11 protein-coding genes are annotated in these 12,963 nt (G+C 68.0%); 6 read left to right on the top strand and 5 right to left on the bottom strand.

From position 1 onward, the window contains the following. Nucleotides 1-25 precede the first annotated feature (25 nt). Nucleotides 26-373, top strand: a complete 348-nt coding sequence (locus FHY50_RS08785; protein WP_140048088.1) for a DUF6152 family protein — start codon at nucleotides 26-28, stop codon at nucleotides 371-373. A gap of 3 nt (nucleotides 374-376) precedes the next feature. Then, entirely contained in the window at nucleotides 377-847 is a 471-nt protein-coding gene (locus FHY50_RS08780) for a DUF6644 family protein (RefSeq protein ID WP_208402823.1), read from the top strand. Here the strand turns inward: FHY50_RS08780 and glpD are convergent. Further along, nucleotides 800-2,284 (bottom strand): glycerol-3-phosphate dehydrogenase, encoded by a 1,485-nt coding sequence (gene glpD / locus FHY50_RS08775; protein ID WP_140048087.1) that lies wholly within the window; start codon nucleotides 2,282-2,284, stop codon nucleotides 800-802. The genes FHY50_RS08780 and glpD overlap by 48 nt on opposite strands. Nucleotides 2,285-2,365: 81 nt before the next feature. Here glpD and FHY50_RS08770 point away from each other — a divergent pair, with 81 nt between their 5' ends. Then, on the top strand, nucleotides 2,366-4,585 hold the full coding sequence (locus FHY50_RS08770) for a ribonuclease R family protein (protein WP_140048086.1): 2,220 nt from the start codon (nucleotides 2,366-2,368) through the stop codon (nucleotides 4,583-4,585). After that, a complete protein-coding gene (locus tag FHY50_RS08765) occupies nucleotides 4,582-4,923 on the top strand; it encodes a hypothetical protein (RefSeq protein ID WP_140048085.1) in 342 nt (113 codons plus the stop codon). The genes FHY50_RS08770 and FHY50_RS08765 overlap by 4 nt, the downstream gene beginning before the upstream one ends. 12 nt (nucleotides 4,924-4,935) lie before the next feature. Here FHY50_RS08765 and FHY50_RS08760 read toward each other — a convergent pair whose 3' ends face one another. Beyond that, entirely contained in the window at nucleotides 4,936-6,099 is a 1,164-nt protein-coding gene (locus FHY50_RS08760; protein WP_140048084.1) for a saccharopine dehydrogenase family protein, read from the bottom strand. 152 nt (nucleotides 6,100-6,251) lie between these two features. On the opposite strand from FHY50_RS08760, the gene FHY50_RS08755 reads away from it, so the two are divergent. Both FHY50_RS08755 and FHY50_RS08750 read left to right on the top strand, forming a co-directional pair. Further along, complete coding sequence (locus FHY50_RS08755; RefSeq protein WP_140048083.1) at nucleotides 6,252-7,475, top strand: ROK family transcriptional regulator; 1,224 nt, start codon at nucleotides 6,252-6,254, stop codon at nucleotides 7,473-7,475. Continuing rightward, a complete protein-coding gene (locus FHY50_RS08750) occupies nucleotides 7,472-8,503 on the top strand; it encodes a cupin-like domain-containing protein (protein WP_140048082.1) in 1,032 nt (343 codons plus the stop codon). The genes FHY50_RS08755 and FHY50_RS08750 overlap by 4 nt, the downstream gene beginning before the upstream one ends. Here the strand turns inward: FHY50_RS08750 and FHY50_RS08745 are convergent. Genes FHY50_RS08745 through FHY50_RS08735 form a run of 3 tightly spaced genes read right to left on the bottom strand, consistent with a single transcriptional unit; the run spans nucleotide 8,478 to nucleotide 12,962 of the window. Continuing rightward, a complete protein-coding gene (locus tag FHY50_RS08745) occupies nucleotides 8,478-10,034 on the bottom strand; it encodes a tryptophan halogenase family protein (RefSeq protein WP_140048081.1) in 1,557 nt (518 codons plus the stop codon). The two genes, FHY50_RS08750 and FHY50_RS08745, sit on opposite strands and share 26 nt — an antisense overlap. Further along, nucleotides 10,031-11,452, bottom strand: coding sequence for a tryptophan 7-halogenase (locus FHY50_RS08740; protein ID WP_140048080.1), 1,422 nt, complete (start codon nucleotides 11,450-11,452; stop codon nucleotides 10,031-10,033). Before FHY50_RS08740 ends, FHY50_RS08745 begins: the two co-directional genes overlap by 4 nt. Further along, complete coding sequence (locus tag FHY50_RS08735; RefSeq protein ID WP_140048079.1) at nucleotides 11,442-12,962, bottom strand: tryptophan halogenase family protein; 1,521 nt, start codon at nucleotides 12,960-12,962, stop codon at nucleotides 11,442-11,444. Before FHY50_RS08735 ends, FHY50_RS08740 begins: the two co-directional genes overlap by 11 nt. Nucleotide 12,963 lies beyond the last annotated feature (1 nt).

Below are 12,963 nucleotides of genomic sequence, written 5' to 3'. Positions count from 1 at the left end.
GTGACTATTGGGTAGGAGAAGGACCATGTTCAAACGCCTGACCATCGCCGCCGCACTCGCCGCCGTTCCCGCCGCTGCGGTCGCGCATCACGGCTGGAGCTCGTATGACGAGAGCAAGCCGATCACGCTGACCGGATCGTTCCAGACGGTGACCTGGGGCAACCCGCACGGCACCGCGACGACGCGCTGGCAGGGCAAGCAGTGGGGTATCGTGCTTGCGCCGACCTCTCGCATGCAAGCGCGCGGGTTGACCGAGGCAGAGATCGCGCCGGGCAAGCGAGTCAGCATTACCGGCTATGCGCGCCGCGACGGCGCTCCCGAAATGCGGATCGAGCGGGTGATGGTCGGCGGCAAGACGGTCGAGCTGCGCTGATCGTTGGAGCAGTCGCTGGCAATCCTGGCCGGCTGGCTCGATGGCATCGGGGTCGGTCCATGGGCTCGCGGCAGTTCGAGCGTCTATCCAGTTGCCAATATTCTGCACCTGCTTGGTCTGGTGATGCTGGTCGGTGGCATTGGCGTCGTCGATCTGCGGATCGCCGGGCTGTGGCGTTCGATCCCGGTCACGCCGCTGGCACGCGCGCTGACGCCGGTCGCGGCAATCGGGCTGGCGCTCATGGTGCCGAGCGGCGCGGTGCTGTTCGCTGCCGACGGCACCGCGCTGGCCAAGTCGGCGACGTTTCAAGTCAAGCTGGTGCTGATCGCGCTGGCGCTCGCCAATGCCGGATTGTTTCGACTGCTGTGGCAGGGCCGCTCGACGTTTCCACTCCTTGCGCGCGCGATGGCGGCGGCGTCGGTCGGCCTATGGCTGACGATCGCTGCCTATGGCCGCTGGATCGCGTATAGCTGACAGCGTCGCGGCGATTGCAGTGCGTTCGGCATCGGTGACGCGCAGCCCGAGTTTCGAACGCCGCCACAACACGTCGTCGACGGTCGTGGCCCATTCGCGATCGACCATCCAGCGCAGCTCGATCTGGGTCAGGCCTGCGCCGAGGTCCGCGCCCATTGCCTGCGCATCGGCTATGCCATCAAGCATGACGTGCAGGTCGCTGCCATAGGCGCGCGCCATCCGCACCGCGCGCGCGTCCCCGAGAAACGGATAGGCCGCCCGCACCTGATCGACGAAGCGATGGTATTCGGGGATCGCGCCGCCCGGCAGGACGCGGGCCCGCGTCACCGGATGTGCGTTCAGGCCCAAGGTCGGGGCAAGCCTCTCGATGGCCTCCTCGGCCAGATGCCGGGCAGTCGTGATCTTGCCGCCGAACACGTTCAGCAATGCCGGGCCGTGATCGTCGAGGTCGAGCACATAGTCGCGGGTGACCTGCGACGCCGTTGCCGCGCCATCGTCGTAAAGCGGTCGGATACCCGACCAGGTCGATACGATGTCGTCCGGTTCCGTCTGACGTGAGAAATATCGGTTCACCGCTGCGCACAGATAGGCGATTTCGGCATCGTCGATGACCGCGTCCTCGGGAGCCTTTACCGTAACGTCGGTGGTGCCGATCTCGGTGAAGTCGTCCTGATAGGGAATGGCGAAGACGATGCGGCGGTCGGGCTGCTGCAGCATATAGGCGTGGTCGCCGTCATATAGCCGGGGGACGACGATATGGCTGCCCTTGACCAGCCGGACTCCGCTTGCCGTATTCACCTCCAGCCGGTCGAGCAGCGACGCGACCCACGGCCCCGCCGCGTTGACGATCGCGCGTGTCATCACCGTGGCGCCGTCGGATAACGCCGCGACCCAGCAATCGCCCTCGCGGCACGCGCCGGTCAGCTCGGTTTGGGTCGAGATCACCGCACCGTGCCGCGCGGCGTCGAGTGCGTTGGCGAGCGTCAGCCGCGCATCGTCGACCCATGCGTCCGAATAGACGAAGCCCTTACCCGGCTGGCTGAGCGGCGCACGATAGCCGATGTCGCTTGCGCGCAGGCCGCGCGATCGCAGCATCCGCGTGCCTCCGCCGATCCAGTCGTAGAGATGCAGCCCGATCCGCACGATCCACCAGGGGCGCATTGCATGGGCATGTGGCAGGACAAAGCGCATCGGGTGGATCAGATGCGGCGCGGCGGCGATCAGGCGTTCGCGCTCGGCAAGCGCATGTGCCACCAGTCTGAATTCGAACTGCTCGAGATAGCGCAGGCCGCCGTGGATCAGCCCGGTCGACGCCGACGAGGTATGGCCGGCAAGGTCGTCGCGCTCGACCAGCCGGACGTCAAGCCCGTTCAGCGCCGCCTCACGCGCGATCGCGCAGCCATTGATCCCGCCGCCGATGATCAGAAGGTCGTGCACTCGGCCAGCCTTACCCGTTCGGTTCTGGCAAAGTCGAGAATGGTTGGTGCGCAGGCGGACTCGGACTATCTCTTGCCCCACATGCCAAGAACCAAAGCGCCCGCCGGGCTCCCCACCCGCCAGCAGATCCTCGATTTCATCGCGACATCGCCGACGCCGGCCGGCAAGCGCGAGATCGCCAAGGCCTTCGGGCTGTCGGCGCAGGACAAGATCGCGCTGAAAGCGTTGCTGCGCGACATGGCGGATGAAGGATTGATCGACAGCGCGCCGGGCCGCGCGTTCCACAAGATGGGCGGGGTGCCAAAAGTCACGGTGCTGCGCATCGTCGATGTCGAGGACGGGACGGTCTGGGCGGTGCCCGAACGCTGGGAAGCCGACGGCGTGCTCGAGCCGCGACTTCGCGTGCGCGAGCGCGGCAAGGGGCGGGCGCTGGGCGTTGGCGACCGCATCCTCGCGCGCACCGAAGAGGCGGGGAGCGGGTGGATCGCGCATCCGATGAAACAGCTCGCGCGCGGCGAGGAACTGATGCTCGGCGTGCTGCATCAGGAAGGCGGCGCGTTCTGGCTCAAGGGGCTGGAGAAGAAGGAGCGCCGCGACCTGCCGGTGTCCGATACCGGCGGGGCGGGGGTCGGTGACCTGGTGCTCGCCGAAAAAGCGGGACGCCCGCCGCGCATCACCGCGCGCGTCGTCGAGCGGCTCGGCGACCCGTTCGCGCCGCGCAGCTTCTCGCTGATCGCGATCCACAAGCACGGCATTCCCAACGTGTTTTCGCCCGAATTGATCGAGGAAGCGGAACGGTCGGCCCGGCGCGATCTCGGCAAGCGCGAGGATCTGCGCCATCTGCCGATCGTCGCGATCGATCCGGCCGATGCCCGCGACCATGACGATGCGGTATGGGCGACACCCGACGACGATCCGTCGAACGCGGGCGGGTGGAAGGCGATCGTCGCGATCGCCGACGTGTCCTTCTATGTCCGCCCCGGATCGCTGCTCGACAAGGAAGCGCGCAAGCGCGGAAACTCGGTCTATTTCCCCGACCGGGTCGTGCCGATGCTGCCCGAGATACTGTCGGCGGACGTGTGTTCGCTCAAGCAGGGAGTCGATCGGGCGGCGCTGGTGTGTCACTTGCGCGTCGGCGCGGACGGCGAGCTCAAGGATTGGCGCTTCGCGCGCGGGCTGGTGCGGATCGCGGCGAACATCGCCTATGAGGACGCGCAAGCGGCGGTGGATGGGGCGCAGGATCATCCGCTGCGCGAAACCGCGCTGCTGCCGCTGTGGGAGTGCTGGAACGCGCTGTACAAGGCGCGCGAGCGGCGCGCTCCGCTCGACCTCGACCTGCCCGAACGCCGCATCGTGCTCGACGAGAAGGGCCGCATTCTGTCGGTCGCCCCACGCGAGCGGCTCGACGCGCACAAGCTGATCGAGGAATATATGATCGCGGCCAATGTCGCCGCGGCCAAGGCGCTCGAAAAGAAAAAGGCGCCGGTGATGTACCGCATCCACGAGCCGCCTTCGCGCGAGAAGCTCGCTGCGCTCAAGGACTATCTCAAGACGTTCGAGGTCGAATTCGCGCTGGGCCAGGTGATCCAGCCGCGCACCTTCAATCACATCCTCGACCGCGTCGGCGATGCCGATTTCCGGCCGCAAGTGATGGAGCAGGTGCTGCGCACCCAGACCCAGGCCTATTACGGTCCCGCCAATCACGGCCATTTCGGGCTGGCGCTAGGGTCGTACGCGCATTTCACCTCGCCGATCCGGCGCTATGCCGACCTCGTCGTGCATCGCTCGCTGGTGCGTGCCTTCGATCTGGGCGAGGGCGGGCTGTCCGACGATGATTTCGCCAGCATGGAGCGTGTCGGCGAAGTCATTTCCGCGCTGGAGCGCCGGGCGATGGAGGCCGAGCGCGATACCGTCGATCGCTATGTCGCGGCATATCTGTCCGAACGCGTCGGCGACGTGATGGATGCGCGCATCACCGGCGTGACCAATTTCGGGTTCTTCGCCACGGTCGACGGGATCGGCGGCGACGGTCTGGTGCCTGCGCGCGATCTCGGCCGCGAATATTTCCGCTTCGACGAAGCCAGCCGGACGCTGGTCGGCGAGGATACCGGCGAGACCTATTCGTCCGGACAGACGCTGCAGCTGCGGCTGGTCGAGGCCAATCCGGTGTCGGGCGGGCTGCGCTTCGAACTGCCCGAGGGCAAGGGTTCGGGCAGCGGACCGCCCAAGGATCGCGGCAAGCGGGTGATCAAGCATCGCGGGCGACCCGCCAACATCCGGCATCAGGGGAGGAAGCGGTGAGGCTGGTGCACGACAATGGCCGTCAGGCGCCCGATCCCGCCATCGTCGCGGCGGCAGCGACGGCGCGCTACCGTGTCCAGGCGCATTTCATGGCGCTGCACGCGCTCGAGCCCGGCGATGCGATCGAATATGCGCCGCCCGGTAAGCTTGAGCGCAAGCAGTTCGACAAGCTGCTCGAACGCGGCATCGTCCGCGCCGCCGCGCCGGGGCATTACTGGATCGACCTGTCGCGGCTCGACGCGCATGAGGAAGCGGTGCGCAAGCGCAACTGGCCGCTGGCATTCGGCGCCACGCTGTTGTTCGTGCTGGCGCTGTTGTTGGTGGTATGGGGGTTGTAGCGCGAGCGGCGGTCACCCGGCGGTGAACGTCAGTCCGGCATGCGCCGTCAGCCGGTCGCGCAGCGGCGCCGCCATCAGCGCGCCCGGCGTCCATATTCCGCCCGTGCCCTCGACATCGCGGACCAGGCAGATCGCGGCCTCGGCGATCATCTTGCTGGTCGAGCCATAGCCCGGATCGCGATCGCCGGTGACGACGCAGTCGATGCGCTCGCCGCCGGGCATCTCGCCGACGAACAGCAGGTCGTAGAAGCCGCTGTCGCGTTCTTCCTTGCTCGGCCCTTCGCCCGGCTTTGGGCCCTTGTCGCTGGCCAGCGGATTGATCTTGGCGATCGCTTCGGCCGCCACTCTTCCCATGTCGCCGATGCCGGGGGCGACCATCATCTCGTCATAGACGAAGTCCGTGCCATAGGCATGGCCGGTCAGCGCGTTGGTGCGGTGGACATTCTTGGTATTGATCGGCGCCATGATGAACGGCGCGACCCAGGCGCCGATCGCTGCGTCGTATTCGGGTAGCATGCCGCTGGGCTGCGACGGCCCTTCGAACCCGGGGGTCAATGCGAAGGGGTTGGTCAGCAGCTTGATCAGCGAGGGATCGCGCGCGGCGGCCGCCAGCGTCGCCTTCAGGCTGGCGGCGGTGCCACCGGAAAAGCCGCCCTGCATCTTTCGCACGCGTCCCTTCACGCGCTGCGCCGCACGCCCGTATTTCTCGCGTGCGGCCTGTTGCAGGCTCCATACGCCGAGGTCGAAGGGGATCGAATCGAACCCGCACGAAAACACGATGCGCGCACCACTGGCCCTTGCGGCTTCGTGATGCGCGTCGATCATCTGGCGCATCCATGCCGGCTCGCCGCACAGATCGACATAGCCGGTGCCGGTCGCGACGCATGCCGCCACGAGGTCGGGACCGTATAGCTGATACGGGCCGACCGTAGTCAGCACGACGCGGGTTCGCGCGGCCATTGCGCGCAGCGATGCCGGGTCGTCGGCATTGGCGGTGAGAAGCGCGATATCGCCAGGCGCGCCGATCTGGTCGCGCACCTCCTCCAGCTTCGATAGCGAGCGGCCTGCCATCGCCCAGGACAGCGATCCGTCGCCATGGCTGCGCGCGAGATACTCGGCGACCAGGCGTCCGGTGAAGCCGGTCGCTCCGTACACGACGATGTCGAATTCGGACATGGCTGCGTTCTCCCGCAAGGATCAGGCACATGTGGTCGCGCACCCTGCGCCGGGTTGCAAGCGCCCGCGACCGCATCGCTGCACGGAATATTTTGCCAATGCGATTGCGCAAAGGCTAGGCTGCTCCGCATGGGCATCGATCGGGATCAGGAATGAGCTGGCGCGACAAGTCCTCGTTGCTCGCAGGCGCCAATATCGAGCATGCGGGTCAGCATAACCAGCGCGTCGTCCTGCACGCGATCCGCGTCAACGGCACCGTCACCCGTGCCGACATCGCCGGGGTGACCGGCTTGACCCACGCCACGGTCACCAACATCACCAACCGCCTGCTCGATACCGGACTGCTCGACCGCGCCGGGCAGCGGCGCGGGGGCAGGGGGCAGCCGGCGACGCGGCTGACGATCAACCCGGCCGGAGCGTTCTCGATCGGGGTCAACGTCGATCGCGATCACCTGACGCTGGTGGCGGTCGATTTTGCGGGTGCGGTGCGCGCGCGCGTCAGTCACGACATGCACTTTCCAATGCCCGAGGATGTCCGCTCGTTCTACGGTCGGGAGGTCGCCGGGTTGCTCGCCACCGCGGGGATCGCGTCGGACCAGCTCGCCGGGATCGGCGTGGCGCTGCCGGACCAGATCGGAGAGGTCGATCTGCCGGGGCGTCCGGCCGGATATGGCCGCTGGGCGACCACCGATGTCGGCGAGCTGTTCGACGGCCCGTTTCGCGCCGACGTCACCGTCGAGAACGACGCGGCGGCGGCCGCCATCGGCGAGATGCAGTTCGGCCTCGGACAGCGCTATGCCAGCTTCTTCTACCTGCTCGTCACCTATGCGCTGGGCGGCGGGCTGGTCGTCAATTCGCTCTATGATCGGGGCGCCAATGGCCGCTCGGGGGAGATCGGGTTCCTAATGGTCGATGACGGCGCGGGCGGTTCGACCCAGTTGCAGAATCTGGTGTCGCTTGCCGGTCTGGCGCGGCGGTTCGAGGCGGCGGGGATCAAGGACGCCAGCGTGCGATCGCCCGATCTCACCAATCCCGCGGTCGCGCGCGAGGTGCAGGACTGGGTCGAGGTGTCGGCCCGCGCGCTGGTGCAGCCGCTGATCGCGGTCAATTGCCTGATCGATCCGGAAACGGTGCTGATCGGCGGGCGCCTCCCGGTCGCCGTCGTCGAGCAGCTGGCGCAGCGCACCAATGCGCTGGTGCGCCTGCACGGCCGCAATGCGCCGGTGCTGGCGCCGGTCCAGCCGGCGGCGATGGCGGAGGATGCGGCGGCGGTGGGCGCGGCGCTGCTGCCGTTCGGCGATCTGCTGCTCCCGTCGGACGCGGGCGCGACTCGCCGCGCGGCATTGTCGCAGGTGCGCCTGGAGCCGGCGGCATGAATGCGGTCACGCCCTTCGCGATCGACGCGCTGCCGCCCATCGCGGAGCGCGACCGCATCGCGCCTGAGCAATTTGCCGAGGTCGTCGCGGCCTATCGCCCGGTGGTGCTGCGCGGACAGGTCGCGGATTGGCCGGCGGTGGGAGCAGGACGCGCCGGCCTGATCGAAACCGCGCATTACGTCGCCAGTTTCGGGCTGACGAAGCCGACCGGCGTGCTGATCGGAGCACCCCAAATCGGCGGAAGGTTTTTCTATTCCGACGACATGGCCGGGTTCAATTTCCGGCGCGAGCAGACGACGATGGCGGAACTTGCGGTCGAGCTGGTCCGGCTGTCGAGCCATCCCAATCCGCCGGCATATTATGCCGGGGCCGCCGCTGCCGCCGATCATCTTCCTGGATGGACCGACGCCAACCGCCTCGACCTGCCGGTGCCCGATCCGACGCCGCGGGTATGGATTGGGAATGCCAGCGTCGTCTCGACGCATTACGACGTCGCGCCCAATCTCGCCTGCGTCGCGGCGGGCGAGCGGCGCTTCCTGCTGTTCCCTCCCGAGCAGCTCTCCAACCTCTATGTCGGGCCGCTCGAGAACACCATCGCCGGCCAGCCGGTCAGCATGGTCGATCCCGACGCGCCCGACCTCGAACGCTTCCCGCTCTATGCCGAAGCGCTTGCGCATGCGCAGGTGGCGGTGCTCAAGCCCGGCGACGCAATCTTCATCCCGTCGCTCTGGTGGCATCAGGTGCGATCGAGCGGACCGCTCAATATCCTGGTCAACTATTGGTTCGGCGCGGACCCGACTGAATCGCCCTTCTCGGCGCTGGTCCACGGATTGCTGAGCATCCGCGACCTGCCCCCGGGCGAACGCACCGCGTGGCGCGCTTGGTTCGATCATTACGTGTTCGCTGACACCGCACCGCAGGCAGGCGCGCACCTTCCCGAACATGCCCGCGGCGTGATCGGCGCGCCGGGAGCCGGGCGAACTGCGACGCTCAAGGGCTATCTCAGCCGCGCGCTCGGACTGCGCTGACGATTCTGCCGTCGCGCGGCGGCGATGGCGCGATCAATCGCTCGATATAGGCGGCGTGGTCGGGAAGCTGCGCTGCCATATCGGCATAAGCGCGGCGATGCTGCGCCATCATGTCGAGCACGCGATCGTCGGCGAGCGAATCCGCCACGGGATCGTATCCGCGCGGAACGATGCCCTGGCCGATCAGCACGGCCACCCAGCTGGGGACTGCGAACAGCTCGTCATCATAGCGAAAAACGCGGCCCTTCTCGCGGAACAGCGCGATCTTGTTCGCAAGCGTGTCGGGTATGTCCATCGTGCGGACATGGTCCCAGAACGGCTCGCCGCTGCGCTGCGTGGCATGGTAGTGCAGGATGATGAAATCGCGGATCGCATCGAACTGCGAGGTCATCAACCGGTTATATTCGCGGCGCTCGATATCGGCGAAGCTGCGGTCGGGGAACAACGCGAACAACAGCTGGATGCCATGCTGGATGAGGTGGATGCTCGTCGATTCGAGCGGTTCGAGAAACCCTCCCGCCAAGCCCAGCCCAACGACGTTGCCGCGCCACAATTCCTCGCGGCGACCCGCCTTGAAGCTGACCTGGCGTGGTTCGGCGTCGGCGGGCGCGTCGAGATTGGCGAGTAGCAGGTCGAGCGCGGCCTGATCGTCCATGAATGCCGATGCATAGACATGGCCGTTTCCGGTGCGGTGCTGCAGCGGAATGCGCCATTGCCATCCCGCGGGCCGCGCGGTCGAGCGGGTATAGGGAACCAGCGGCGCGGTGCGCGCGCACGGCACCGCCCATGCGCGGTCGCAGGGCAGCCAGTGCGACCAGTCGGTGAATGCGGACCCCATCGCATCGCCGAGCAGCATGCTGCGAAAGCCCGAGCAATCGACGAACAGCTCGCCGTCGATCCTGCGTCCGTCGTCGAGGGTGACGGCGGCGACATGGCCGCGCGGGGTGTCGCGATCGACCGCGGCGATGCGGCCCTCGACCCGCACCACGCCGCGCGCCTCGGCATAGTCGCGCAGGAACCGGGCATAGCGACCGGCGTCGAAATGATAGGCATAGGCAAGGTGTGCCAGCGGATTGCGGGGGTCGGCCGCGGGCGGGGCGAAGCGGTTGGCCGCGGCCGCGGCGGCCGACATCGAATAGTCGGTGATCGCGCCGGTGTCCGGGTGGTCCCGGAACTTGCGCCAGAAATGGTGGAAGTCGACGCCGTGCAGGTCGCGGCCCAGCCTGCCGAACGGATGCAGATAGCGTTCGTCTTCGCCGCCCCAGCCGACGAATTCGATGCCGAGCTTGAAGCTCGCGCCAGTGGCGGCGACGAACTCGGCCTCGTCGATGCCGAGAAATTCGTTGAAGTTGAGGATCGGCGGGATCGTTGCCTCGCCTACGCCGATCGTGCCGATCGCCTCCGATTCGATCAGCGTGATGCGCCGTTGGCCGTCGTTGAGATAGCGCGATGCGGCGGCGGCAAGCATCCAGCCGGCGGTGCCGCCGCCGACGATGACGACGTCGCGGATCGGCGCGTGGTCGGCGGTCATGCTGATCTCCCGAGCTGAAGGTCGTGCCAGGCGCGATAGGGGGTCGCATCGCGTCTGGCGAGATCGACGCGCTGCTGTGCCTGGGCAAGGACGTGCTGCGACCGGACGAGCGGCTGCGACCGGGTGATGGCGTCGGCGTGCCGCGGCAGGACGCCGATCCCGGCGAGGAGCACGCGCCACGTGGCATCGGGCACCGGATTGTCGTCGCGGTGGGGAATGCGAGCATGCCGTGCGAACTGGTCGAGCAGGCGGTCGAGATCGTCCGACACCGGCAGCGTGCGCGCCCGCTCCCAGAACGATCCGTCGCGCGGCGCCCGGTAGTGCAGCGCGACATAGTCTGCGGCCGCATCGAACTCGGCGCGCGTGCGGCGATTGAACTCGGCGGTTTCGATCGGTGCGGGCACCCGGCCGGGGAGCAGTTCGGCGAGGTGCACCATCGCGCTATGGGTCAGCGCCAGCCCGAGCCCGCCGATCACGTCGATCCCGACCGCAGCTTCGCCAAGCGCCAGGACATTGCCGCTCCAGCTGTCGCGGCGGGTCATGGTGAAGCTGGCAACATGCTGCGGGGCGGCGCCGGTTTCGGTGCGAAACCGGCGCGCGGCGTCGGCCGGGTCGGTCAGCGCCGATGCAAAGCCCATCATGGTCGTCGATGCCCGCGGGCCCGGGATGCGCGCGATCCATCCGCCGGGAGTTCCGCTCCAGCGGTCGATCGCAGACCCGCGCGGGGCTTCGTCGCGGCCATAGGCGATGAGGTCGCAGGCGGTCGGCACGGTAGCATGAGCAGGCGCGACGAGGCCGGCGATACGCGCGGCTGCACCGGTCGCATCGACGAACCAGTCGGCTTCGATGCGGTCGCCGCCGCCGATTACTGCGGCAACGCTGCCGCTGGCCGCGCGCTCGACACCGAAGTCTGCCAGCGCACGTCGCGCGATCCGCGCGCCGTCGATGCCGCGCGACAGCAACGCCCGATAGCTGGCCGGATCGATCCGCAGATGCGGCAGCGTGCGGACCACCAGGTCGCTTTGCGCAAGCGCTGCCTCGGGCGCCAGCGCCGCCAGCGGCCCGGCCCCGGCGCGCAGCCAGTGCTGGAACAGCGTGCCGTCGATCGCCTGAGCATCGGTCGGCAGCAACCATGCCGGGTCGGATCCCCAGCGTTCGAAGCGATCGGCGGAATGGACGCTGGCAGCGGTATCGCGCGGCAGCGCCGCCGGATCGAGACCGATGCGCGTGTGAAACGAATCGGCGATCGGCCACAGCCGGGAGGTGCGATCGGTCAGCGCATCCGGGTCGAATGGTGTCTCGATCAGCAGGATCGCGGCCCCCGGCACGATCCGCCGCAGCATCAGCGCGGCCGATAACGCGACAATCCCGCTGCCGGCAACGACGATCCGCGCGGGCAACCCTGCGTCAGGCGGCATGCGCGGTCCGGGGCAGTCTGGCCAGCGCCGCGCGGTGATCGGGCATCGCCGCTACCCGCGCGGCGATATCGCGGTCGAGCGCCGCCATCGCGCCACCCAGCCGCGCCGGATCGACCGCTGCCGCGCGCGGGTCGATGCGATCGGGCAGCACCCCCTGGCCCAGATAGACGGCGATCCAGCTCGGTTCGAGGAACAGCCCATACTCATAATGTTCGACGCGCGCCGCGCGGCGCCACAATTCGAGCTTCTCGCCCAATGTATCGGGCACCGCCATCGTGCGGACATGGTTCCAAAAGTCGGAATCGTCGCGCGCGGTGGCATGATAGTGGAGGATCAGGAAATCGCGGATGCGATCATATTCGAGGTCGACGAGCCGGCTGAACTCGGTGCGATCGCGCGGATCGATCGTGTCACCGTCGGGGAACAGCTCGATCAACTGGGTGATCGCCGCCTGCGCCAGATAGATGCTGGTCGATTCGAGCGGTTCGAGAAAGCCGCTCGCCAGACCCACCGCCACGACATTGCCTACCCAGCTTTGCGTGCGGCGCCCCGCCTTGAACCGCAACTGGCGCGGATCGGCCAGCGGCTGCCCCTCGACCGCGGCGAGCAGCGCGTCGGCGGCGGCATCGTCGCCGAGGTGCGCGCTCGAATAGACATAGCCGTTGCCGACGCGGTGCTGCAGCGGGATGCGCCAGCGCCAGCCCGCCGCCATCGCCTGCGCGGTCGTGAACGGCGCGATCGGGCCATCGGGGGAGGCGCAGGGCAGGGCGACCGCGCGGTCGCACGGCAGCCAGTGCGACCAGTCCTGCCATGCCGCGCCCATCGCATCGCCGAGCAACAGGCTCCGAAAGCCCGAGCAGTCGATGAACAGATCCCCTTCGACGCGGCGGCCGTCTTCCAGCATCAGCGCCCGGACATCGCCGCTTTCCGGATCGCGTTCGACCGACGCCACCCGGCCCTCGCTTCGCCGTGCGCCACTCGCTTCGGCAAGCGCGCGCAGGAACGGAGCGAAACGGGTGGCGTCGAATTGATAGGCATAGCCATAACCGGCATGCGCGGCATCGCTACCGGGATCGGGGCGCTCGAAGCGCGCGGCGCGGGCGGCGCGGCATGGCAGGCTGTACGCCTCGATCGGCGCGCCGTGCCCCCCCTGGTGTGCGCGCAGCCAGTAGTGATGGAATCCAACATCGCCGATCGACGCCCCGAAACTGCCGAACGGGTGGATGTAGGCGCTGCCGATGCTGCCGAAATCGCGAAAGTCGATGCCGAGCTTGAAGGTCGCTTCGGTCGCAGTGATGAACTCGGCTTCGTCGATGCCCAGCCGCTCGATGAACGCGCGCAGGTGCGGCAGCGTCGCTTCGCCGACGCCGACGATGCCGATCTCCGCCGATTCGACCAGATGCACGTCGGTCGCGGCCGGCAGCAGGCGAGCCAGCGCCGCGGCGGTCATCCAACCCGCCGTGCCGCCTCCCAGTATCACCGTCCGCATCCGCTTTGGCGCGCCCGTCATC

Origin of the sequence: Sphingomonas japonica, assembly GCF_006346325.1 — a bacterium.
Lineage (GTDB): Bacteria > Pseudomonadota > Alphaproteobacteria > Sphingomonadales > Sphingomonadaceae > Sphingomonas > Sphingomonas japonica.
This window is presented reverse-complemented; position numbering and strand designations above follow the sequence as displayed.